The organism is Mucilaginibacter sp. OAE612, assembly GCF_041806395.1.
Lineage (GTDB): Bacteria > Bacteroidota > Bacteroidia > Sphingobacteriales > Sphingobacteriaceae > Mucilaginibacter > Mucilaginibacter rubeus.
In genome coordinates this window covers 764084-789989 of sequence record NZ_JBGMUW010000001.1, presented here as the reverse complement: position 1 = coordinate 789989, position 25906 = coordinate 764084, and the positions used below count along the sequence as shown (strand labels likewise).

Below are 25906 nucleotides of genomic sequence, written 5' to 3'. Positions count from 1 at the left end.
CGGAACGGCAGTAAACATGTTTACCTAAACAATTAAACCATGAAAAAACTTTTTACGCTTTGTAATTATTTGACAGGTACACACCGGCGGATAAGGCTGCTGTTGTTTTCGCTGTCGATGTTTGTCACGATGGGTGTATGCGCCCAACCTTTTATCCATCCTGGCGTGGCCTTTAACCGGGCGGATTTGGACCAGTTGAAAGCCAACATTAGCCGCGAACCATGGCTATCCGGTTATAACGCATTTAAAAACGATTCGCATTCGCAATTAGGTTATGGGCAAAAGGGGCCTTTTGCAACAGTTACAAGAGCGCCCAACCTCAACAACAGCGCCTGGATTGAAGACATGCAGGCCGTTCACAACCTGGCCTGGATGTGGTGGTTTACAGGCGACTCTACTTATGCCCGCAAAGCTACTAATATGTTGGATGCCTGGGCAGTAACCAATACTACATGGGGCGGCGGAGAATCTATGCTGGATATTGGCGACTATGCCCAGTATTGGGGCGTAGGTGCTGAAATTCTTCGTTGTACTTTTCCCGGTTGGACCGCGGCAAATACACAGCATGTAAAAAATTATTTTGCCAATGTTTTATTTCCTACTTCCTGGGTGCCAAGTCCCTTGCGCGACGCGAATAAAGGAGCTCTTCAGTTAAAAATAGCTCTTGCCGCATCCGTTTTTTGCGATGATGTAACCCGGTTTAACCAGGCGGTGGAAGTGTACCGGATGGATGCCGGAGGAGGGATGCGCAATTCATTGCCCGGTGGCGAAGTTGGAGATTCGGGCCGGGACGACCATTGGCGTGTGCAGGCAGCAGCATTGGCCTGGGGCGCAGAAGTTGCCTACAAGCAAGGTGCAGATATGTTTGCCGAATTGGATAACCGGGTATTAGCTATCGGTGAGTTGTATCATAAATACGCTTTTGACGGCGCAACAATGACCTTTATCCCGTTGGGAGGGTATGCAAGTTACTGGACCGGCTGGGGAATTCAGCCCGGAGCAAGGACCGGCGATATGACTAATCTTATTTACAGCGCTTATGCTGTACGCAAGGGCATACCTACTCCTAATACCGACAGGATGAGGGCTGCGTTAATGCAGCCCGGTGCAACCAATTATTCTCCGGCCGGCGGCAATTTCTTATACCTGAAATCATCAGATACGTCTACCGCTGTTAAATTGCCACAGGTGTATTATCCTGCTGATCATGTGCAGCCGGTGAGCAATCTAACAAATATAGATATCGGTAATACCGGATTGGCGGGCAGCGCCTCCTATAATAACGGGGTTTGGACACTTCAAGGTGCCGGAACTTCCACCAGTAATGCCTTCAGCTTTAATTTTAAGAAAATTAGCGGCGATGCGGGCCTGGTGGTAAAAGTTGAGAATATGTCGTTAAATACCGGTGGTTGCGGGGTCATGTTACGCCAATCGTTGGCGCCCGGTTCGGCTTTTTATGATATTTTCCTTAAAGCGACAGGCGGTGCCGGAAACCACTACCAACCCAAAGCCCCCTGGTGGTTAAAAATTGAGCGTGTAGGTACCCGCATATTTACATACCATTCGCAGGATGGCATTAGTTGGACCGGGCTCGGTTGCTGGTATTCTGCAACAGGTTTCCCCACTGATTTGTATGCCGGATTTTATACCCTTTCCAGTAATAACTCGGCACTAAATACCGCCACGTTCAGTAATGTGGCCTATAGTCAATCTGCACCTGCCGGGTCTCCGGAGATTAGCAGCGCTACCACCGCCACAGCTACCAGTGGTGCGCCTTTCAGTTATAACATCGTAGCCAGTGCTAATCCATCTTCTTATAGTGCCACTGGCTTACCATCGGGGCTTAGCATTGATGCGGTTACCGGTATCATCTCGGGTACACCTACCACGTTAGGGCAAAGCGAAATTACCATAGCAGCCACTAATGCCAGCGGCACCGGCACGGCAACGCTCATGCTGAATGTGGTCAATAACCAGGCGCCGGCAGCGCCCGCTTCAGCTGCGGCAGCGGTTGTTAACGCTACACAAATTAATATTTCCTGGGTAGCTTCAGCCAATGCTACCAGCTATTCGGTAAAACGGTCGTCGTCATCCAACGGGCCGTTTACCACTATACAATCAGGTATAACCAACACATCATATATAGATGCCAGCCCTGTACCCGAGGTAAGCAATTATTATGTTGTGACCGCGCTTGCCGGAACATTGGAAAGCGGAAACTCGAATGTTATTTTCTCATCCGTACCACCGGCTGCCCCGGCGCAGCCTGCGGCTGTTAATAAAAACAAGGAGGTTGACTTGAGCTGGAATGCAGCAGCAGGGGCGGCTACTTATAATGTAAAACGCGCTACCATAAGCGGCGGTCCTTATACTACCGTAGCCAATGTTTCAACTACGGTATACGCGGATCTGAATGTAAGCAACGGAAGCCCATACTATTATGTTGTTTCATCTGTTGGCCAAACCAAAGAAAGCTCCAATTCGGCCGAAACATTTGGCGTACCCGGCTCAAGCACTTCAACATGGAGCCAGCAGCCCGAGTCCGACTCGCTTACCCTGGCCCGGAACTGGCAGGAAAACGCGACACCGGTTAATCCAGCCATTATTACTTTTCAAAATAGTGCAGATACCGTACTGACCAACGACATCCCAAACCTTGTAGCCTCGAGGATCCAGTTTAATGCAAACGCCGGCAGCTATACCATTGACGGCGCAGCAATTCACTTGCGAAATGACCTGGTTAATAACAGCTCTGGGTATCAAACCTTGAAGATGCCTGTAACCCTCGATACATTACTAAATGTAAACACCCCCAATGCGAGCGGCACTGTAGCATTAACCGGGCAAATAACAGGCACAGGCAGCCTGCTCAAGAACGGTATCGGGTTTCTGTATGCAGGGGGCAACAACACCTACTCCGGCGGTACTATCCTCAACGGAAACGGGCAAAGCTGGCCGCCGGTTTATGGCATGGAAGTATCGGGAACAAGTACAGGAGCGCCTTCCGCCCCTACATCAGGCCCGCTCGGTACCGGAAAAATAACCATGAACGGCGGCGCGCTTTTTTCGGCCAACGGCGATGCTACCTTGTACAACGATATTGAAATCGCTGCCGGAAAAACCAGTTATTTTTACCAAACCAGCAACGCCCTGAACCTTTACGGGCGGCTTACCGGCAGCGGAACAATTATTCAGGATGGTAACGTGTATGCCGGTTTACATTTGTTTGCCGATAACAGCAGCTTCACCGGGTACTTTGTATCCAAATTACGCAGCGGCAACTCACGTACCCGCTTTGAAGTACCCCAGTCAGGCAGCGCGAATGCTTCATGGAATCTTGACGCCAATGGTAATGATTGTCAGGGCATCATGTTCCCTACCGGTACTATCAGTTTTGGTGCGTTAAGCGGCCGCGGTGCTATCCGTACTGATGGTGGCGGCAGCCCAACCATCAGCATCGGTGCACTGAACCATAACTACCACCTACGGCGGAACGATGACCGGCAGTATGAACGTAGAGAAAGTTGGTACAGCTATTCTGACATTTACCGGTAACCAGGCTTATTCCGGAACAACGACGATAAAAAACGGCACTTATTTGCTCAATAACGATCCTAACAGCGGCACATTCACCAGTCCGGTGGTTGCCACGGCCGGCACGTTTGGCGGCAGTGGCAAAAGCACATCATCGGCTACTATTGGTACCGGTTCGGGTATAGGAGCGGTACTGGCACCCGGTAACCAGGCCATTGGCACCATAAAAGTGGGTACCCTCACCATGAATGCCGATGCCACCTATAAAGCAGAGTTAAGCACCAGTTCGGCCACCAATGATAAGGTAAGTACAGCCGTTGTTAATTTAGTGAACCAGCCTAAACTGCAGATCACGGCTATCGACTCGACCAGCCTGGCCCAGGGAAGTTCGTTCACTATCATTGATAACACCGGAAGCGCGGCAATATCCGGTACATTTAAAGGCTTGCCCGAACTTGCTCCGGTAACCGTTGGTAGTTTTACACTGCGCATCAGCTATAAAGGCGGTACGGGCAATGACGCTGTGCTGCTGGACGACCGGCCATTACCGGTAATTATCACCAGCGCGCCAACGGATACCACGCTGATAGGAAAACCTATGACTTATACGGTAACCGGAATTAAGTCGCCCAACCATTTTTCGGCCAGCGGATTGCCGGCCGGGTTACAAATTGATTCTTTATCAGGCAAAATTTCAGGAACACCAACGGAATCAGGCACCTTTAATGTAAGCCTGTCGGCAGGCAACGGCAGTACAACAGGTACTTCAACATTGGTACTCACGGTACTTAGCAGTGCTGTAAACTCTTTGACAGTTGCCGCGGGCGATGCCAAAAACATCCTTGAATGGCAATCACTTCCAGGCTACAGTTATAACGTTAAACGTTCAACAACTTCCGGCGGGCCATATACCGCACTTGGCTCGGTTAGTAACCTTACCTTCACCGACAGCAATGTAAGCAATGGCACAACCTATTTTTATGTGATAGCCCCTGCAGACAGTACCGGCGAAGGTACCAAAAGCACAGAAGTGGTTGCTAAACCCAATGCCGGGCAACGCGACTTTTATCAATTTGATGAGGTAAGCGGCAGCAAAGGCATTGATGCCTGGGGTGCCAATCATGCTGCACTCGCGGCAACAGCAAGTCGTGCTGCGGGTAAATATGGAAAATCTTTGCTGCTTGATGGTTCGGCGAACGCTTATGCAACATTGCCTGCCGGTATTTTCAGTACCTTGAACGATTTTACCATATCTGCCTGGGTGCGGATGGACGCCATAAGTACCTGGATGCGTGTTTTTGACTTTGGCTCAAGCACCACACAATACATGTTCCTTACTGTACAGGCCGGTGTTACCAACGGGCAGTCAACCATTCGTTACGCTACTAAAAACGGCTCGGCTGCAGAACAGAATATCAATTACAATTACACCTTCCCATTAAATACCTGGACCTACCTGGCGGTAACCCGGGCGGGCACTACTACTACACTTTATATAAATGGTACATCAGTTGCCTCCTCAACAAACATTACCATCAAACCATCGGCGCTCGGCAGCACCACACAAAATTACCTGGGCAAATCGCAGTTTGCCGATCCGATGTTCAAAGGCTCCATTGATAATTTCAAGATCTACGGCAGGGCATTAAGCAGCACCGAAATTGCTGCCGATATATTGGGCGATCAAACAATTACCTTCGCCTCCTTCAGCGGAAAAACATTCGGTGATGCAGATTTTGTACCCCCGGCGACAGTTTCATCAGGTTTAGCGGTTTCTTACAGCAGTTCAGATACTACTGTTGCCAGTGTGATCAATGGCAACATCCACATTAAAGCGGCCGGAACAACAACCATCACTGCTTCCCAGGCCGGAAACAGCAGTTTTAAAGCAGCTACTTCTATTAATCAAAGCCTCACCATTAGCCAAAACGCACAAACCATTACGTTTAATGCGATCCCTGCAAAAACAGTTGCCGACAGCGATTTTGCGGCCGGTGCTGTAGCCAGTTCTGGCCTTGCGGTAAGCTATAGCAGTTCGGACAGTACGGTAGTTCAGATAGCGGGCGGAAAGTTGCACATAACCGGTGCGGGTACCGCCGTGATCACCGCCTCCCAGGGTGGGAATGCTAATTATCTTGCGGCATCACCGGTTACACAAACACTTACCGTTAACAAGCTGAGCCAAAGCATCAGTTTTGCCGCGTTACCTCTAAGCAGGCCTGGCGATGCAGATGTCAGCCTGAATGCGACAGCTACTTCCGGGCTTACAGTTGTTTACACCAGCTCAAACTTAAACGTAGCTACGATAATCAATAATAAGCTGCATATTGTAGGCGCGGGCAGCAGTGCTATTACAGCGCAGCAAGGTGGCAACACTCGTTTTGACACGACAGCCTCAAGCAAAACCTTCATCGTATTGCCATACAATGTCCAGGTACAATCCTCCGATGGGGATAACAACCAGCCTGTAAACAATCTCATTAAGCCATTTCTGAAAATTGTTAACCAGGATTCTGTCGCCATTAATTTAAACGAACTGACCATGAGGTATTGGTTTACCGCGGAAAATTATGCCGGGATCAATTCGTGGATTGATTATGCCCAAATGGGGAACAGTAACGTTACCATGAAATATGTTCAGTTACCCAACCCGCGCACAGGCGCCCTGGGTTATATAGAATATGGTTTCCTGAATAACGGCCAGCTCAGCGCAGGCGGCAATTCCGGGGTTATTCAGTCGAGGTTTGCCAACCAGGACTGGTCAAACTTTTCGGAGGCCGATGATTATTCATACCTGCCATACACCGGGAGCTATGCCGCAAACAGCCATATCACCCTTTACCGCAACGGGCAGTTAATTTACGGTACCGAGCCTGCTGCAGTTACAGCTACCACGGCTTTTACTGTATCTTATCAAAACCAAAATCAAAGCACTTCCGGAAATACGATCAGTACCTACCTGGCGCTTAACAATACCGGAAACGTGCCTGTCAATTACAGCGATCTTTCCGTTCGTTATTGGTTTAGCCGCGAAGGCACAGCAGGATTGAATTTCTCGGTAAGCTATGCCAAACTGGGCAACAGCAAAATCAACAACCGGTTTGTTACTTTAAGTCCCCCTTTAACCGGGGCAGACACCTATCTTGAATTAACCATCGATCCATCGGCCAGTTCGCTTTACCCCTTAAGCAATACCGGTAACATTCAATACCAGGTTAATAAAACAGACTGGTCGGCATTTAACGAGGCCAATGATTATTCGTTTGCTGCTAAAGCTGCTATGGCGCTTAACAGCCATATTACCGTTTACTATAAAGATCAGCTGATTTATGGAACTGAACCTACATTGCTCAGCAGCAATTCGCTGGCTTCAACCATAGGTCAAAAAACCGGTATTGTACAGGATAACAGCGCACCTATCGGTACTGTTCAAAACAATGTGATCTACCCAAACCCGGTGGCTGCACGCAGCTTCAACATTAAACTAACGCCCGACCTGGAGCAGAAAGAGATCAACCTGGTTATCCGGGATAATTTTGGCAAGGTTATGCAAAGCGGCAGGTATCGTGGTTTTGGCGGTAACCTTGGGGTTCAGTTAACCCGCTCGTATATGACCGGTGTTTACTTTGTTCAGATCAACAATCTGGCACCATTGCGCATGATAGTAAGCCCATGATTTTAGCTAAAAGCAGAATGCACGAAGCTTAAAGCTAAAAACTTTAAAACGCAAAAAGGGATGGCAGTGCTGCCGTCCCTTTTGCTTTTACAGGAATCCCATTACCCCAGACAGAGAAAACGCTTCGTGTATTGAATATTAATACTCGGTAGCCCCAATATCAAAAGCAGTACCCGATGGGCGTACAGCATCATAAAAATCAAATTTTATGCCGTATGATAAAACGTTTGCCCCCTGATCGATAAGCGGCGATGACGGTTGTAAATGGAAATCATCTCCGTTGTAATCTACAAACCCGCAAACACTTACATCTGTGTTTACATAGTTATTTGATTCGGTAAGTTTAACGCTGGTGCTTTTTAAAATTATCGGCTGTACTGATGCCGATTGTATGATAGCATTATTAATAACAGTATTCATGGGGATAGTTTCGGAGTTTAACTTTATACCGCCTAAAACGGAGCCAACAATGGTATTATTGATAAACTGAAAATTCGGACCCGGCGTATACCGTGAATCAGCAAAAATACCGTAAGCTTTTGAGTCAATAATATAATTATTGAATACCTGGTTATCCCCAAGGCCAAGAACAATGATGCCGTTGCCGGGTGCATTCTTAACCAGGTTGTTATAGCATTGCCCGCCGGTACCTTCTCCTATTTGTATACCATTATTTTGATAGGAAGCAAACGGACTTATACCCGGGTTTTTAATGGTGTTACTATAGATCATGCATCCCGATGTAGCACTGCCAACCTGAATCCCTTCAGCACCGGTAGAGTCAACAAGGTTTTTGTAGATCCTGGCATTCACAATATCATGAGGTAAAACTGTACCGCAGGAAGTTGAAACGCCATTCTGATAAAAAGAATTTCCTATATAAAGGCCTTCTCCTCCTGTTTTGTGAACGTAATTATCATGAATTATTACATTACTCATCGTAAAATTGCCCCGCCAGGTTGCAGCGTCGCATGACGGATCGGTTTTTGCCATGATCCCCGCAAACCCGCTGTTACGGACCTCAACATTCGCGATCTCAAAATCCGAGCTCAGATAATCCATCGTCATACCGATGTTGCCGCCGTTTATATCAAACCCGTACTTAATTGAGGAAACCCCATTTCCCATTACCTTAAAATACTGGCAGTTTTGTGTCTTAAATGCATACGAGGCGGTAGTTTCAGCGGTAAATGACACCTTTCCGCCCTGGTTAACAATTAAGATAGGAGCGGCGGCTGTACCTTTAAAATTTTTAAGCAGCAAAGCCCCGCGTTCACCGGCGGGAATATATATTATAGCCCCCGCGGGGATATTTGTACCGTCAACCATCCACTCGGTAGTTTTAACGGTATAAGTATAGGTAGTTACCGGCTTGGTTTTCAAACTTTGCAGTTTTCCATCCTGCTGCGGAATTGAACTTGCCGGTGTCTCAATTTTGTTTATACTTTTTGAACACGCCAGGCATGATATTACCAGCATACCAGCTATCATGCTTAGTAAGTAATTGTTATTTCCCATTTATTAATCTGAAAGAGTTTTGATAATCAACCTGTCCCTGTTGTGCGGAACCGGCAGTTCTACGTTATTTTTTCAAATATTGTTGCCCGCACAATTAAATCGCCCGCTTGCAACGTTCAGGGACTTCGGTAATAAACAAAAATTGTAAAAAAGGGGGTTGCTTTAACAGCACATGCCTTGCATAGGGCTATCGCCGATGCAAAAGGCTTGCAGCTTATAACTGAGTGGAATTACCCTCCCGGACGCCCGTATGATTATATAAAGACCATTGTCGCTGACTTAGCCTCAATGGTCCATCCTGGTAAGATTAAACCTGTTTTACTTTACTGCGCTTAGCCTGCTGGTATTCAGTTGGTGTTGTACCGAATTGTTTCAGGAAATTACGGCCCAGGTGTGATTGAGAACTGTAACCTACCATGTTGGCTACTTCATAGATCTTATAATCACCTTCTTCCAGTAATTGCGCGGCAGCCTTAAGGCGGGTGATATTGATAAGCTCATTAATAGTAAGATTGGATATAGCTTTAACTTTGCGGTACAGCGTTGGCTTACTCATATTCATGAGATTGGCTATCTGCTCTACATCAAGCTCGGCGTTTTGGATGTTTTTATAGATAACACCATTTAGCTTATCCAAAAAGCTTTCATCAGGTTTTGAGTAGGCCATCGACTTGATATGCGCCAGCGGCGAGCTCGCAAAATGCTCCTTAATTTTATTACGGTTAATAAGCAGGTTAGCTATCTGCACCTGCAAATGTTCGGGCGAAAACGGTTTTTCGATATAGGCATCGGCACCAACCTCCAGGCCTTCAATTTTACTTTGCAGGGTATTTTTTGCAGTAAGCAGTATAATGGGGATGTGGCTGTAATCGAAATTGGTTTTAATGGTTTTGCACAGTTCAAATCCATCTATTCCCGGCATCATCACATCGCTTATAATAAGCTGAATGTTCTCTATGCCTATCATATCCAGCGCTTCCTGTCCGTTAAGGGCTTTAATAACCGAATATTTGTCGCTCAGATCATCCGAAATAAAATCAAGTATTTCAGGGTTATCATCCACTAAAAGTATAACTGGTTTCATAAAGTCAATATTCTCCTCTCTGTTACTTAGGTCTGCCTGCTCATATTCATCGGGGGTAATATGCAGGTCGAATTCTTTTTCCTGGTGAACAGGCAAAGTAAGGTTAAATATATTAAAATCGTTAATAGATTTATTCAACACCAATAAACCCTTATGCAATTCGGCTAAAGAGCGCGATAACGAAAGTCCTATCCCGGTGCCAATTTGTTTTTCCGACCCTTTCATCCTGAAGAAAGGCTCAAAGATCTTTTCGCGCATTTCGTAAGGGATCAGGTGCCCGTTATTCCTTATTTCGATGGTAAAGGTAGGGTCGTTAACCGGGTGATCAAGCAGTTCGATCTCAACAACAGAAGTGCTGTATTTGATGGCATTACTGATGAGGTTACTCATTATTTTGGTAAACGCTTCAATATCAACATAGGCATACACGGTTTTAACCGGATGTATAAAGGTATAACTGAGGTTCTTTTGTTCGGCCATGGGCTTAAACCGCAAAAAGGTATCGGCAAGCAGATCCATAATATCGGTTTTAACAAAGCTGAGGCTAAAGCCATTGGTTTCGGTTTTTCTGAAGTCAAGCAGCTGGTTGGTAAGATCGAGCAGCCGGTTGGTATTCTTTTCCATGATCTTCAGGTTGTTTTGAATATCCGGAACATGCTCCGCCCGCCTGATCACTTTTTCCATCGGCCCTTTAATAAGCGTTAAAGGTGTACGGATTTCATGGGCCACGTTGGTGAAAAATTCAATCTTAGCATTATAGATCTGTTTTTCCTTATCATTTTCAAGGGTTTCGATAATGCGCTTATTTTTTTCGCGGGTTTTACGGTGATAGCTTCTGAGCAGGTAGTAACCTGTTAGTAAAAATAACAGGCAGTAAGCAATGTATGCCCAAACGCTTTCCCAAAAAGGAGGTGCTATATCAATTTCAATACTTGTTTCTTTTTGGGTCCAGATGCCGTTATTGTTTGCCGCTTTTACTACAAAGGTGTAATGTCCGGGCTGCAGTTGCGTAAAATAAACTTTTCGGTTGCGTTTAAGTTCGGTCCAGCCTTTATCCAAACCTTTCATCGTGTATTTATATTGGGTCATTTCGGGCGATGGGAAGCTCAGCGCAGCAAAATCAATACTGAATGAAGATTGGTTATAATTAAGGTTGATCTTTTTTGTGGTGATGATAGATTGTTTTAATAATGAATCGGCACCATTAACAGAGATCTCTTTATTGTGCACCTGGAAACCGGTTATATAAACCGGGGCTATAAAGTAATTCTGCTTAAAACTGGCAGGGTTAAAGCTAACCATACCACGCACACAACCAAAGTACATGGTACCGTCGGCATCTTTAAAAGACGAGTTGTAGTTAAACTGGTCACTTAATAAACCGTTGGCTTTTGTATAAATTTTTATGCTCCCGGTATTATCATTAAAGCAAACCAGCCCCCGGGTAGTGCTGATCCATAGGTTTTTATGGCTGTCTTCTTCCAGTCTGAAAATGTAATTGCTCGGAAAGCCGTTATTGGTGTCATAAAACTTATAGCTATCCGCTTCGGGATCATATCTCCATAAACCCAAACCTTCGGTAGCAAACCATAGTTTGTGGTTACTATCCTCAAAAACGCCGTTAACCGTGGTGGTGTTAAGCACATTTTTAACGGGGTAACGATAGTTTAGCTTAGTGCTTGTATTGTTTGCCGGATTGTAGCAGTAAATACCATCCCTTACGGTGCCAACCCAAATTTTGCCCTTATGGTCTTCGGTTATGGCGTAAATGAAATCATATGGGGGTAATTTATCTATCAGGGTAAAATCCTTGCTTGCCAAATTATACCTGTAAATGCCACGGGTAGTACCAACAAAAATGAGCCCGCTGCGGGTTTTGCAAAAGCAAATTATAAAGTTGCTTTTGAGGTCATTATTTCTGCTTCCGGCCAGGTAAACGCGTTCAACCTTGCCGGTTTTAATGTTCATGATATCCAGTCCCCGTTCAAAAGTACCTACAAACAGTTCATTGCCTAATGCTAATATACCGTGGATGTTGGTATTGGAGATGCTGGCACTTCCGCCGGGATTATAATGGGTCCAGGTGTTATCGGGAGCCAATTTGTTTAACCCGTTATCTTCGGTGCCCATCCACAGGTTGCCATACATGTCTTTGGTAATTTCGCGCACCACGTTTCCTTTAAGGGAATTTGGCTCAGTGTCGGGGTAAAATTTGTTAAAGGTTGAATATTGTTTAGGGTAATAGTTGAGGCCGCCAAAATAAGTGCCTGCCCAAACCCCGCCTTCCGAATCCTTATAAAGGCAATAAACGGCATTATCCGATATGGAGTAAGGGTCATTGAAATGCTTTCTGAGATTAAGAAATGTGCCCTTTACCGGGTTATAAATAAATACGCCCGATTCTGTGGCTATCCAATATTCTGTATCGCTGTATTTTAAAAAATCGCGCACGTAAACAGCCGTTTTATCCGGGTTGTAGTTAAGCAGGTCCTTGTAGGTATAGGTTTCAGCATTAAATTCCTTAAAACCATGACTATTGGTACCTACAAATATTTTGTTGTTACCGGCATAATAAATCTTCTCAATAAACTTTGAGGTAACTTTATCAGTTGGCTTAAACACGTTGTAAGCGGTAAAAGTGCGGCTTGCCCGGTCAAATTTCTCCATTGCGCCGGTTGAAGAAGAAGCCCACACTGTACCATTAATGATTACTACAGACGTAGCCTCAAAATGCTGCGAAGGCCAGTAATCAGTTCTTTCGCCGGTTTTTGTGTTATATCTTATTAATGAAGCTCCGGCTACAAACCAGCAATTATCATGTTCATCAAAAGTGATACTGCGCACACCGTTAATATTTGCCGTATTGATATGTGTAAATGTTTCTGACAGGGGATCATACTTATCAAGGCCCTCGTCGGTACCTATCCAAAGCGTACCTTCTTTATCAAGGCACAGGGTATGCACCATGTTGTTGGAGATGGTGCTCTTATTTGCAGGGTTATGTCTGAACGTTTTAAAGGTATAACCATCAAAACGGTTCAGGCCGTCCTTAGTACCAAACCACAAAAAGCCGCGCCTGTCCTGCATGCTGCAGTAAACGGTATTATGCGATAACCCATGCTCAACCTGGTAATGCTTGAAGTAGTAGGTCTGGGCATTGCAAATACCGCATGATACTGTAAAAAATAATAGAAATATGTATAGTGGTTTCAAAATAATCAGCTTAACGCAAATATAGCCAATCTGTTGCAGCGTTTCCCTTCTCCCGAAAATTGATACTTTTTGACTAAGTATTGATATGATTTGGTTAAGCGCCGGGGCCAAAATCCTTTTTCTTTACAACATGATTTTAGATATGTCAATTGTACATTTTTAAAATCAAAACTTAACCAATTAATAGATCATTTATGAGAAAATTTTTACTACTCAGGCATGGGGGAAACCCTCATGTGCAGTGGCCGCCCAGTAAATGGAGCCCCAAAGTAATGCTAATCGCTTTTTTCATCATGACCGGTTTCCTTTTTTCGTTTAGCGCATCCGCGCAAAATAAAATTAAGGTAACAGGCAACGTGGTTGATACCACCGGCCAGGTACTTACCGGCGTAGCCGTACGGGTACAGGGCACACAGGGGGGTACCACAACCGATGCGCAAGGCAATTTCAGCATTAACGTACCGGGTGCAAACAGCACTTTGGTTTTTACTTACATCGGTTTTACTACACTCGAATTACCGTTAAACGGCCAAACAGCCGTAAAAGTGCGGTTGCGTGCCACAAACTCGGCTTTACAGGAGGTGGTTGTTACGGGTTACGGTACGCAAAAGAAGGCATCTATCACAGGTGCCATTTCAACAGTTACCAGTAAAGACCTCGACCGCGTACATGCCGGTTCAACTGTAAGTACAGGTTTGGCAGGTAAAATTCCGGGGGTAACTTTCAGGATGTCTGAAGGCAGGCCTGGTGCCAGCGCCAGCATCCAGATACGTAACATGGGTACACCTTTATATGTAATTGACGGGATCCAGCAGGATGAAGGCCAGTTTAACAACCTTGCTCCTAACGATGTGGAGAGTATCTCGGTATTGAAAGACGCTTCGGCAGCTATCTACGGTGTACGTGCGGCTAACGGCGTAGTGGTGGTAACCACCAAAAAAGGCGCTGGTGAAGCCCGCATCAATATTGATGCTTACACCGGTTACCAAAACTGGTACAGGTTCCCCAACGTGTTAACCAATTCATATGATTACATGCGTTACCGCGCTGATGCCGAGGTTAACAGCAATGGCTCAACCAGTATTACCCAAGCCGAGCTTGATAAGTATAAAGCCGGCACCGAAAAAGGTTACCAAAGCTTTAACTGGCGTGATTATGTTTTGAAGGCCAATAACAACGCCCCGCAAAACTCGGTAAATGCCAATTTTACCGGCGGTAACGACAGGGTTAACTATTATGTTTCGGCAACTAACCTTTATCAAAATTCGCAGTTGGGTAAAGAGTATAAATTTAACCGTTCAAATATCCAGTCGAACGTTTCGGTTAAAGTGGCCAACGGTTTAAAAGTAAGCCTGGACATTAACGGGCGTATCGAAACCCGCGAAAACCCTGGTGTACCGGGTGGCGATGATTACTTCCTTGCCCGTTTTGCCGTATTAAGAAATACGCCTCTTGAGCGTCCTTATGCTAATGATAATCCCGCATACCTCAATGATATCGGTCATACTGAGTCAAACTATGCCTTCCTGAATAAAAAGCTTTCAGGACTTTATCACAGTGATTGGCGAGTACTTCAAAGTAACTTTGGCGTTGAGTATCAAATACCGGGAGTAAAAGGATTGAATGTGAGAGGTTTGTACTCTTATTATATTGCTGATTATTTGCTTAATAACCAGGAGTACACGTACAATGCGTATACCTACAAGCCGGCTACCGATACTTATGATGTAACCGGCGGCAGCACTAACCCATGGCGCGAACGTGAGCAGCGTAAAGAGTTTGCCAAAACTTACCAATGGCAAATTAATTATAACAACAGTTTTGGTAAACATACCATTGGCGCTACGTTTGTTTCTGAACGTATTGAGTTAAAACATTTACGTAACTGGATCCATGCTTCGCCAATTTCAAATAACCTGCCATTGATCTACTTCCCAACAGCCGATCAATACCAGGATAGTGATAATACCGAAACCCGCATAGGTTACATTGGCCGTGTAAACTATAACTATGACAACCGCTATTATTTGGAAGCTTCGGCAAGGCGGGATGCATCATACCTGTTTGCCCCTGATAAACGTGTGGGTTATTTCCCTGGTGTATCTGCCGGCTGGCGCATCACACAGGAAGGTTTCATGAAAAAACTATTAGGCGAAAACAGTATCCTGAATGATTTGAAATTCCGTGGTTCATACGGTGTGTTAGGTGACGACCGTGATCCGGGAAATTCAGCTAATCCTATTGTGGCCCCATATGCTTATTTGCCAGGTTACAACTACAACCAGGGCACCTATATTTTTGATGGCAACGCGGTTATCACTTCAAGGGATAAAGGGATCCCTGTAACCCGTATTTCATGGCTGAAAAGTAAAATTACCGATGTTGCTGCCGATTTCAGCTTGTTTAACAGTTCACTGAATGGTACTATCGATTATTTCTATCGTAAACGTACCGGCTTGTTAGGTACTAAAAATGATGTTGTGGTACCTATTGAAATAGGCTACTCTTTGCCGAAGGAAAACGCGAGCAGCGATTCGCAACGCGGTTTTGAGATCTCGCTTAACTATAACGGTAAAATTGGCAAAGCAAGCTATAATATAGGCGGTAACTTTGGCTACACCCGCCAAAAAAACCTGCAAAGCTATAACCCGCTATTCTTTAACTCATGGGATCAATACCGCAACTCGACCGAAAACAGGTACTCGCATATCGACTGGGGCTACCAGGTTATTGGCCAGTTTACGTCGCAGGAACAGATCAACAACTATACTATCAACAACGATGGCAAAGGTAACCGTACCTTATTGCCGGGCGACCTGATGTATAAAGATCAGAATGGCGATGGAAAAATTGACCAGTATGACGAGCGCCCTATAGGTTTCGGTTATGGTACACAGCCTAATATCAACTTCGGCTTTACAGTTGGTGCTGCTTATAAAGGCTTTGATTTCCATGCCGATTTTTCAGGTGGTGCAGGTTATACCTGGTTCCAGAATTATGAAACCCGCTGGGCGTTCCAGAACAATGGTAACTTGAACTCGATATTTGAAGACAGGTGGCACCGCCAGGATATGTTTGATTTAAACAGTCCGTGGGTACCGGGTAAATATCCGGCAAACAGGGTGAACCCAGGTTTTGGTCATAGCGATTACGAGCTAAACGGCCAGCGTAACTCAACTTTTTGGTTGCATAGTGTAAGGTATTTAAGGGCCAGGACTTTAGAACTGGGCTATTCATTGCCGACTGATATGCTTAAGAAAGTGAAGATCAGGAGAGCGAGATTTTATGTTAACGCGTACAACATGTTTTCATTTGATAACCTGAAACAGTATGGCGTTGACCCGGAAACTACCGATGATAATGGTTTACAGTTTCCGCAAAGTAAGGTACTCAACTTCGGCGTTAATTTAACCTTTTAATTAATTCCTAAAGTTTAAAAGCAAATGAAAAAGATTTCAATTATAACAATGCTGGCAATCTCGGTAGTAGCGGGATCGTGCAGAAAAGATAGTTCATTTTTAGATGTGCCGCCTAAACAGGTGCTGCCAACAGATCTGGCATTTTCAGACCCTGCCCTGGTACTTTCAATCCTTGGCGATCTTTATGACAGACAACGCGATTTCTCAAGTTTAGATGGTTATCCCTCAAGAGAATATCCTCAGTCACCAAATGGTGACAGGGAGCCGGGATGGCGCACATTCGCTGATTTCAGCGAGGCTTTCCCTTCAGAAAATGGCAGCAGCTTCCTTGTGCAACGTACAGGCTGGGGCTACGGCGAATGGGCAATATGGGATTATGGTTATATCCGCGACCTGAACCTTTTTATACAACGTGCAACCGCGGCCACCAAACTTACCGAAGGTGATAAAGCGCGTTTTATTGCCGAGGCCCGCTTTTTACGCGCTAACTATTATTTTGAAATGGTTAAACGTATGGGTGGCGTTCCGTTAATTACCGATCCGTTGGCTTATGATTACTCCGGTAACGTTACCCCGCTTCAAAGGCCGCGTGCTAAAGAATCAGAAGTATATGATTTTATTATCAGCGAAGCAGAGGCTATTAAATCAATACTCCCGGCAGATGTTAACCAAAAATCAAGGGCAACTAAAGCGGCAGCATTAGCCATGGAAGCAAGGGCTGCACTATATGCAGGTTCAATTGCAAAATATGGCGCCACTACGCCCCAGGTATCATTACCGGGGAACGAAGTTGGTATTCCTTCTACGCAGGCTAATGCTTATTATACCAAAGCATTGAGCGCTTCTCAGGAAATTATTAACGGTTCGGCAGGCAGCTACCAGTTATACAAAGTACTTCCTGACCTGAGCGATAACTTCGCTGCTATTTTCCTTGATAAAAGCAGTGTAAACCAGGAAGCTATATTTGTTGAGGACTTTAAAGCCAACGGCGGTAAAGTACACGGGTTTACCACTAATGATCAGCCATTCTCAATGTCCGACGAAGGTTTGGACGCAGGTCGTTTAAATCCGTCGTTGAACCTGGTTGAGGCTTTTGAAAAGCTGGATAATACCTACGCGCCAATTGCAACAAAAGATGCGGGAGGTAATCCTGTGTATTATACCAACCAGCTTGACGCTTTTGCAGGCAGGGATGCACGACTTGCAGGTACGGTATTGTTACCAAATGGCTTATTCAAAGGTAAAAGGACTGAGGTTTTTGCAGGCTACCAGCTTGGCGATGGTACAGTGATCAGCAGCGGCGACGCTACTATAACACAGGATGTACCGGGACTTGGTAAAAATATCCAGGTTGTTGGCAAAGACGGCCCTGTTAATGGATTGGAGTTTCGCACGCAAACCGGGTTTTATATCCGTAAGTATCTTGATCCAACGGTAGGCTCTGGCCGTCGCGGCCGCGGAAGCGATGTTAACTTTATCCGTTACCGTTATGCCGAAGTGCTGTTGAATGCTGCAGAGGCTGCCTTTGAACTTGGCCAAACAGGTACTGCGCTTGGTTATATTAACCAGGTAAGGTCACGTGCAGGATTAACCACTCCCCTGGCTGCACTCACCTTTGACAGGATAGTGCATGAGCGGAGGGTTGAGCTTGCATTTGAGGGGCACACCCTATATGATATGAAACGCTGGAGACTTGCCACAAGAGTTTGGGATGGTGCCCAAATGTCGGTTGCTGATCTGGTTAGCAATATTGGTAGTGCTACCAAACACAATACCCAGCCTTTCGGTTTATGGCCTTATAAGTATTTCAATCCGGGTAATCCTAATAGCGGAAAATGGATCTTTAAAGAAGTAAAACCGAGTGCTGTAACGGGTGCCAACAGGTTCCAGATAGGTAATTATTATTCACAAATAGGTGATGATATATTATCAGCAAATCCTAAAATTGTAAAGCAACCAAATCAATAGGTATTAATAATTAACCATCATGAAAATAAAATTTCATCATATCATACTTGGGCTCTTACTTGCTACCATGGGTTGCAAGAAGGATAACTATGATGCGCCCTCATCAAAACTTACCGGTCGTCTTACTTATAAAGGGGCGGCAATTAACGTTGAATATAATCAGGTCCCTTTCGAGCTTTATCAGCCAGGCTTTGGTAAAACAGGTGCAATTAAGGGCACCTTCCAACAGGATGGCAGTTACTCAACGCTTTTGTTTAACGGTAATTACAAATTTACCATTCCGCCAAATCAAGGCCCATTTATGTGGAAAGAGCTTGCCTCGGGTAAAAGAGATACATTGGCTGTAACTGTCAGCGGTAGCCAAACTCTTGATATTGAGGTAACTCCATATTACCTTATTAATAATACCAAAATAACGGGTGCCAGTAAAGTTGTTACCGCCGTATTTGATTTACAAAAGGTTATAACCGATGCCAATGCCAAAAATATAGAAGCTGTTGTGTTGTATATTAACAAAACTCAGTTTGTATCAGCAGGTGATAATCAAATTGCATCTACTAATATTGCTGGTTCGGCAATTACAAACATGAATAACGTCAGCATAAGCGTAAATGTGCCAACTATAACACCTACGCAAAATTATGTGTTCGCTCGTGTAGGACTTAAAGTTGCAGATGTTGAAGATATGATTTTCTCGCCTGTAGTGAAGGTTAACTACTAAAATTATAATAAGGCCCCGCTTCATGGCGGGGCCATTTTTTTCTCCCTGCATAATTAATTACATAATATCCTTACACTTCAAAACTGATGAAGAAACTATCGCTTTGCCTGTCTCTTTTTATTACTACTTATCTATCTGCCAATGCACAGCAAGGCGAATGGCATTTGATAAAAGACAGGATCACTACCCCATGGGCCGAAAAGGTTGACCCTAAGGCACCGCTTCCCGAATATCCACGCCCGCAATTGGTACGTGGCAACTGGCAAAATCTTAATGGTTTATGGAACTATGCCATAGTGCCTAAAGCAACTACAGGGCCTGCCAAATATGAAGGAAAAATATTGGTTCCTTTCGCGGTTGAATCCGCCCTGTCGGGAGTGGGTAAAACGGTGGGTAAGGATAGCATGTTGTGGTATAAAACAACCATCAGCTTAAATAAAACATTAAAAGGTAAAGATGTACTGCTGCATTTTGGTGCGGTTGACTGGCGTACCGAAGTATTTGTAAACGGTAAAAGTGCCGGCATCCATGAAGGCGGCTTTGATCCTTTTACATTTAACATTACCCCTTATTTAAAAGGCGGTTCAAAACAGGAAATTACCGTAAGCGTGTGGGACCCGACAGATGATGGTCCGCAGCCGCGTGGTAAACAGGTAAAAAAGCCCGAAGGAATCTGGTATACTCCTGTTACCGGCATCTGGCAAACTGTTTGGTTGGAAGGTGTAGCTAAAACACACATTGAAGCCACCAAACAAACCCCTAACATTGACGCTCACACACTATCGGTTTCGGCCGAAGTTACCAATAGCCAACCGGGCGATAAGCTGAAGATCAGCGCCTGGAACGGCAAAACCCTCGTATCCGAAAAAACAATTGATGCCGGCGAAACTGCCGTGCTGGATATCAAAGATCAGCACTTATGGTCAACTACCGATCCTTTTTTGTATGACCTGAAAGTTGCCGTTATCCGCAATAACAAAGCTGTTGATGAGGTAGGCAGCTACTTTGCCATGCGCAAAATTTCGCTTGGAGCTGATGCCAACGGCATTCAGCGCATGTTGCTGAACAACAAATTTGTGTTTCAATACGGCCCGCTTGATCAGGGCTGGTGGCCTGATGGCTTATACACCCCGCCAACATATGAGGCTATGAGCTTTGATATTGATAAGTTGAAGGAAATGGGCTTTAACATGATCCGTAAGCACATTAAGGTTGAACCTGCCCGTTACTATGCTTATTGCGATAAAACAGGTATGTTGCTATGGCAGGATATGCCGAGCGGCGATTTAGGCAACCACTGGGAAAACCGCCCTGGTGTGCTTGACCGTGCTACCGATCAGCAGCGTACCCCTGAGTCTGAGGGTTACTACCGTAAAGAGTGGAACGCCATTATGAACTCATTATACAACTACCCATGTATTGTGGTATGGACTCCGTTTAACGAAGCATGGGGCCAGTTTAAAACTGTTGAAATTACCGAGTGGACAATGAAAAAAGATCCGTCACGTTTGGTGAACAGTGCCAGCGGTGGCAACTTCTACGATACCGGTAACATTGTCGATTTGCACAACTACCCGCACCCGGCTATGCCACGCCCGGAGATCTTCGGTAAAACTAAAGCGGTTGTTTTAGGCGAGTTTGGTGGTTTGGGCTGGCCGGTTGACGGACATACCTGGCAGGCTAATAAAAACTGGGGCTACCAAAACTTCAAAAACGGCGACGACCTGTTTAAAAGATATTCAACCTTTACCGATAGGCTGGAAGAATTGATTAAAGTTGGCCTTTCGGCAGCTGTATATACCCAAACAACAGATGTGGAGGGCGAAGTGAACGGCTTCATGACTTATGACCGTAAGGTTATTAAAATGCCTGTTGAATTGTTACAAAAAGCCAATAGCAAATTGTATGATCCTGCCCTGGTGAAATAATATCTTTACGTAATGACTATAAAAAACAGTATAAAATTAATACGCAGGGAAGTTTGTCTTTCTGTGGCCATGATCTGTGCGGGCTTTGCAACTGTGAATGCCCAGGGCGTGAAAGCAACCACAGTAACAACGGTTGATAACAAAGGCGCGAATGCTTTTTATATAAACAACCGCGCCCCCTTGCAAAGGCAATATTTTACCAAATTGCCTACAGGTAGCATTGAAGCCGGCGGCTGGCTCAAAAAAATGATGGAGCTGCAGCGCGACGGCTTAACAGGTAACCTGGGCGAGATCAGCGTATGGCTTTCAAAAACCAACAATGCCTGGCTTAATAAAGAGGGCAAAGGCGAATATGGCTGGGAAGAGTTGCCTTACTGGCTAAAGGGTTATGCTGATATAGCCTACACGCTGAAGGATAAAAAGATGATAGCCGAAACCAAATTCTGGATTGATGCCGTGCTGAACAATCAGCGTGACAACGGTGATTTTGGTCCGGCGGTTGAACATAACGGCAACCGTGACCTCTGGACTAACATGCCGATGCTTTGGTGCCTGCAATCATATTACGAATACACCAAAGATCCCCGCGTTATCCCTTTCATGACCAAATACTTTAAGTATGAGTTAGCTACGCCTGATAACAAGTTTTTAGAGGATTACTGGGAAAACAGCCGCGGCGGGGATAATATGCTGAGTGTTTATTGGCTGTATAACCGCACCGGCGATAAATTTTTGCTTGATTTAGCTACCAAGCTTGACAAAAACACTGCCGACTGGCGCCAGGCCAATAACCTGCCCAACTGGCATAATGTTAACGTAGCGCAGTGTTTCCGTGAGCCGGCAACTTATTACCTGCAAAGTCATGATAAAAAAGATCTGGATGCTACATACAATGATTTTAAACTGATTCGTGACATCTATGGCCAGGTTCCAGGCGGTATGTTCGGTGCTGATGAAAACGCCCGTAAGGGTTATGATGATCCGCGCCAGGCAGTAGAAACCTGTGGTTTGGTAGAGCAAATGACATCCGACCAGATGTTATTGGGCAATACCGGCGACCGTTTCTGGGCAGAGAATTGCGAGGACGTAGCTTTCAATACCTTCCCGGCTGCCTTTATGCCCGATTATCGTGCTTTACGTTATCTAACTGCACCTAACATGGTGGTGAGTGATGGTAAAAACCACCATCCGGGCATTGCCAATGAAGGTCCGTTTTTAATGATGAACCCTTTTGGTAGTCGTTGCTGTCAGCATAACCACGCTGCAGGCTGGGTATATTATGCCGAAAACAGTTGGATGGCTACCCCTGACAATGGTATAGCCGCCCTGCTTTATACCGAAGGTAAGGTTAACGCTAAAGTTGGCAACGGTACCACGGTAAGCATTGCCGAAACAAGTCATTACCCTTTCCAAGATCAGATCAATTTTACAGTTACTACACCAAAAGCAGTTGATTTTCCGCTTTACCTGCGCATACCTGAATGGTGCAAAAGCACATCGGTAAAAGTTAATGGCGTAGCTGTAGATGTAAACACCTCAACTGGCGATTATATCCGTTTGGCAAAAAACTGGAAAAATGGCGATAAAGTAACGCTTCAGTTGCCAATGCAGCTTAAGGTGAAAGAATGGGCTAAAAACAAAAATAGCGTAAGTGTTAGCTATGGCCCGCTTACCTATTCTTTGAAAATAGAAGAGCAATATACCAAAGGAGATAACCTGAAAGATGCTCAGGGCGATTCGCACTGGCAACCCGGTGCCGATCCTCAAAAATGGCCGTCTTATAACATCTACGCTGCATCGCCATGGAACTATGGTTTACTGATAGATGAGCAACATCCTGAAAAATCGATAGAGGTTGTTCACCGCGCGTGGCCAAAGGACAATAATCCGTTCACCAATACCACTGCGCCGATAGAGTTGAAAGCAAAAGGTAAACAGCTGCCCGGTTGGAAGATAGATGAAACAGGTTTATGCGGAGTATTGCCGCAAAGCCCGGTGAAGACAGAAGAGCCTGCTAAAGAGCTTACATTGGTGCCTATGGGAGGTGCAAGGTTAAGGATTTCGGCTTTTCCGGTTGCTGAATAATGAGCAATACAGATGCCGATGGCGCTTACAGTTATACAACCAGGCGCACATCCATCCACGCTGCCGAGCTGGAGTTTAATGGAGAAACATGGTTTGCAACAGGGATAAGCCATTGGTTTTTGGCTGGCAGATGTCAAATAAGTATCAACAGGAATAAAGAGAATATAATTGGTTATGCGGCAGATATTCATTTGGTTAATGGGTGTGTTTGCCCCGGTGATGGTTCTGGGGCAACACAATGCCGTTAACAACAAAACCATTGCCTGGGATCAAACCACCTTAAAACAGGTAGGTAACAAGAACGGCAATTACGCCCGCATGATCCAGCTGAGTAATGGCAACCTGTTTTGCGTTTATGAAAGCGCCGGGGGCATTGAGTGTATTACAAGCAGCGATCTTGGTAAAAGCTGGAACCAACCTGCAATAATTGCCAAACCACTACCGGGCGTAAACATGGCGGTGCCCGAGATATTGGAACTGAAAGATCACTCGTTACTGGCATCATACAATCCGCGCCCGCATAAGGTAAACGGCGGTTGGGATACCACAAAACACTTTGCTATCTGCACCAAAAAAAGCTACGATAAAGGCAAAACATGGACGGACGAACGCCTGGTTTACGAAGCCCGCTACAATTTTGACGATGGCTGCTGGGAACCGTCTCAGATTCAATTGCCATCAGGCGAAATTCAATTGTTCTTTTCAAACGAAGGTGTTTATACCAAATCAAACGAGCAGAATATATCCATATTCCGGTCGAAGAATAACGGTTTAAGCTGGACTAAGCAGCCTGAGATAGTCTCCTTCAGGCCAAATCATCGGGATGGTATGCCGGTACCCATCATCCTGAAAGGAAAAAATGAAATAGTGTTTTCCATAGAAGATAACGCGGGTACAAGTTTTAAACCGTCTATCATCCGCAACAGCATCGGCCAAAACTGGCAAAAAACAGTCGGGCCTGATGATGCCGAACGTACATACGCGTTAACACCCAAATTGCCGGATACGGTTTACGCAGGAGCGCCTTACTTAAGGCAACTGCACAGTGGCGAAACTGTGCTATCCTATCAAAGCACGCAAAACCGTAACCATAACTGGGAGCAAGCCTGTATGCAGGTAGCTTTAAGTGATAGTAATGCTAAAGATTTTGTGAGTGTACCAACGCCATTTGATATTCCGCTTAACAAACACGGATTGTGGAATGCGTTGTGTGTGCTTAATGATGATACCATTATCGCGTTAACATCAACAAATGCCTTTGGGAAGGGGACGGAGATATGGATGATAAAGGGGAGAGTGGTGAAAAAGAAGTAAGGAGCAAAAAGCCGGGGCGGTGCGATTCCCCTCTTGAGAGGGGTGGAGGGGTGTGTTTATCCAATACGCAATGAACACCGAAGAAACACACCCCTGCCATCACACTATCGTACGCGCTCCCTCTCAAGAGGGGAATTAAAAAAACAAAACAGAATTAAACTATTAAACACTTATAGATGCAAACAAAACTAAAAGTATTGGCGCTTGCTTTGGCAATGCCATTGGGGATGAGGGTAATGGCGCAGCGAAAGGCGCCGGCACAGGTATGGTCTGAGGCGAAGGCGAAAACCTGGTATGCACAGCAGCAATGGTTGGTTGGTGCCGATTTTATTCCAAGCACAGCCATCAATCAGTTGGAAATGTGGCAGGCCGATACCTTCGATCCAAAAACAATAGATAGAGAATTAGGCTATGCGCAAGGTATTGGTATGAATGTAATGCGCGTTTTCCTGCATCATTTAGCCTGGGAGCAGGATCCGGAAGGTTTCAAAAAACGCATGGACGAGTACCTTGCCATTTCAAGTAAACACGGCGTAAAAACCATGTTTGTATTTTTTGATGACTGCTGGAATAAAGTACCTAAAGCGGGTAAACAACCGGAGCCAAAACCGGGAATCCATAATTCGGGCTGGATGCAGGACCCCGGACAGCCGGCATCTGATAACGCAGCAAATTCGCCGGTGCTTGAGAAATATGTGAAGGACGTATTGAAACGTTTCGCCAATGATAAACGCGTATTGCTTTGGGACCTGTACAACGAACCAGGCAACTCGGATAAAGGCAACAAGACTTTGCCGTTGTTGAAAAGCGTGTTTAAATGGGCAAGGCAGGTAAATCCAAGTCAGCCAATTAGCGCAGGCGTATGGCGTTGGGATCTGGAAGATCTGAACAAATTCCAGATAGCTAACTCGGATATTATTACTTATCATGATTATACCCCGGAAGCTGAACACCTCAAAACGGTACAGTTCCTGAAAATGAACGGTCGCCCGTTGATTTGTACTGAGTATATGGCCCGTCCGCGTAACAGTCTGTTCGGTACGGTATTGCCAATGCTTAAAAAAGAAAATGTAGGCGCTATAAACTGGGGTTTTGTAAGCGGCAAAACCAATACCATTTACGCCTGGGATACCCCAATGCCTGATGGTAAAGAACCTAAATTGTGGTTCCATGATATTTTCCGTAAGGATGGTACTGCCTACATCCCTGAAGAAACAAACCTGATCAAGAAATTGACCGGAAGATAGTCTGTTTGATGTCGGCAAAGCGTTAAGATTCAATAAAAAATGCGTCATTGCGAGGTACGAAGCAATCCCCGATAGGCAGATCCGCCCTGTACAGTTTGGGATTGCTTCGTACCTCGCAATGACGCTTCTTTGATTGCCTACTGGATAAAATTATCTGTGGCCGCCTTCAATGTATTAAACCAATTATACCTATGAAGAA

General features: G+C 45.2%; 11 protein-coding genes. 9 read left to right on the top strand and 2 right to left on the bottom strand.

All coding sequences use genetic code 11. From position 1 onward, the window contains the following. The first annotated feature begins 39 nt into the window (after window positions 1–39). Both ABID99_RS03455 and ABID99_RS03450 read left to right on the top strand, forming a co-directional pair. Entirely contained in the window at window positions 40–3555 is a 3516-nt protein-coding gene (locus ABID99_RS03455) for a putative Ig domain-containing protein (RefSeq protein ID WP_373612866.1), read from the top strand. Continuing rightward, the gene (locus ABID99_RS03450) at window positions 3509–7210 is read left to right on the top strand and encodes a cellulose binding domain-containing protein (RefSeq protein ID WP_373612865.1); all 3702 of its coding nucleotides are present in this window, start codon (window positions 3509–3511) and stop codon (window positions 7208–7210) included. The genes ABID99_RS03455 and ABID99_RS03450 overlap by 47 nt, the downstream gene beginning before the upstream one ends. 138 nt (window positions 7211–7348) lie before the next feature. On the opposite strand, the gene ABID99_RS03445 is transcribed toward ABID99_RS03450, so the two are convergent. Beyond that, window positions 7349–8728: a right-handed parallel beta-helix repeat-containing protein gene (locus tag ABID99_RS03445; protein WP_373612864.1), complete on the bottom strand. Its 1380-nt coding sequence runs from the start codon at window positions 8726–8728 to the stop codon at window positions 7349–7351. Window positions 8729–9035: 307 nt separating this feature from the next. Next, entirely contained in the window at window positions 9036–13025 is a 3990-nt protein-coding gene (locus ABID99_RS03440) for a two-component regulator propeller domain-containing protein (RefSeq protein WP_373612863.1), read from the bottom strand. 194 nt (window positions 13026–13219) lie between these two features. On the opposite strand from ABID99_RS03440, the gene ABID99_RS03435 reads away from it, so the two are divergent. The 7 genes from ABID99_RS03435 to ABID99_RS03405 all read left to right on the top strand — a co-directional run bounded on the left by ABID99_RS03435 (window position 13220) and on the right by ABID99_RS03405 (window position 25707). Beyond that, complete coding sequence (locus ABID99_RS03435) at window positions 13220–16444, top strand: SusC/RagA family TonB-linked outer membrane protein (protein ID WP_373612862.1); 3225 nt, start codon at window positions 13220–13222, stop codon at window positions 16442–16444. Between the two features lie 24 nt (window positions 16445–16468). After that, window positions 16469–18412: a RagB/SusD family nutrient uptake outer membrane protein gene (locus ABID99_RS03430; RefSeq protein ID WP_176622348.1), complete on the top strand. Its 1944-nt coding sequence runs from the start codon at window positions 16469–16471 to the stop codon at window positions 18410–18412. A gap of 19 nt (window positions 18413–18431) precedes the next feature. Then, complete coding sequence (locus ABID99_RS03425) at window positions 18432–19133, top strand: DUF3823 domain-containing protein (protein WP_176622346.1); 702 nt, start codon at window positions 18432–18434, stop codon at window positions 19131–19133. An 86-nt stretch (window positions 19134–19219) separates the two neighbouring features. Further along, window positions 19220–21061: a glycoside hydrolase family 2 protein gene (locus ABID99_RS03420; RefSeq protein ID WP_373612861.1), complete on the top strand. Its 1842-nt coding sequence runs from the start codon at window positions 19220–19222 to the stop codon at window positions 21059–21061. Window positions 21062–21073: 12 nt separating this feature from the next. After that, on the top strand, window positions 21074–23146 hold the full coding sequence (locus ABID99_RS03415) for a beta-L-arabinofuranosidase domain-containing protein (protein WP_373612860.1): 2073 nt from the start codon (window positions 21074–21076) through the stop codon (window positions 23144–23146). A 174-nt stretch (window positions 23147–23320) separates the two neighbouring features. Next, window positions 23321–24460, top strand: coding sequence for a sialidase family protein (locus tag ABID99_RS03410; RefSeq protein ID WP_373612859.1), 1140 nt, complete (start codon window positions 23321–23323; stop codon window positions 24458–24460). Window positions 24461–24636: 176 nt separating this feature from the next. Continuing rightward, window positions 24637–25707, top strand: a complete 1071-nt coding sequence (locus ABID99_RS03405; RefSeq protein WP_373612858.1) for a cellulase family glycosylhydrolase — start codon at window positions 24637–24639, stop codon at window positions 25705–25707. The last annotated feature ends 199 nt before the right edge of the window (window positions 25708–25906 follow it).

Excerpts from the sequence above, each read along its gene's own strand:
- ABID99_RS03435 (WP_373612862.1), top strand. The coding sequence starts at position 13,220 with ATGAGAAAATTTTTACTACTCAGGCATGGGGGAAACCCTCATGTGCAG.
- ABID99_RS03415 (WP_373612860.1), top strand. The coding sequence starts at position 21,074 with ATGACTATAAAAAACAGTATAAAATTAATACGCAGGGAAGTTTGTCTT.
- ABID99_RS03410 (WP_373612859.1), top strand. The coding sequence starts at position 23,321 with ATGCGGCAGATATTCATTTGGTTAATGGGTGTGTTTGCCCCGGTGATG.
- ABID99_RS03405 (WP_373612858.1), top strand. The coding sequence starts at position 24,637 with ATGCAAACAAAACTAAAAGTATTGGCGCTTGCTTTGGCAATGCCATTG.
- ABID99_RS03450 (WP_373612865.1), top strand. The coding sequence starts at position 3,509 with ATGAACGTAGAGAAAGTTGGTACAGCTATTCTGACATTTACCGGTAAC.
- ABID99_RS03455 (WP_373612866.1), top strand. The coding sequence starts at position 40 with ATGAAAAAACTTTTTACGCTTTGTAATTATTTGACAGGTACACACCGG.
- ABID99_RS03430 (WP_176622348.1), top strand. The coding sequence starts at position 16,469 with ATGAAAAAGATTTCAATTATAACAATGCTGGCAATCTCGGTAGTAGCG.
- ABID99_RS03420 (WP_373612861.1), top strand. The coding sequence starts at position 19,220 with ATGAAGAAACTATCGCTTTGCCTGTCTCTTTTTATTACTACTTATCTA.
- ABID99_RS03445 (WP_373612864.1), bottom strand. The coding sequence starts at position 8,728 with ATGGGAAATAACAATTACTTACTAAGCATGATAGCTGGTATGCTGGTA.
- ABID99_RS03425 (WP_176622346.1), top strand. The coding sequence starts at position 18,432 with ATGAAAATAAAATTTCATCATATCATACTTGGGCTCTTACTTGCTACC.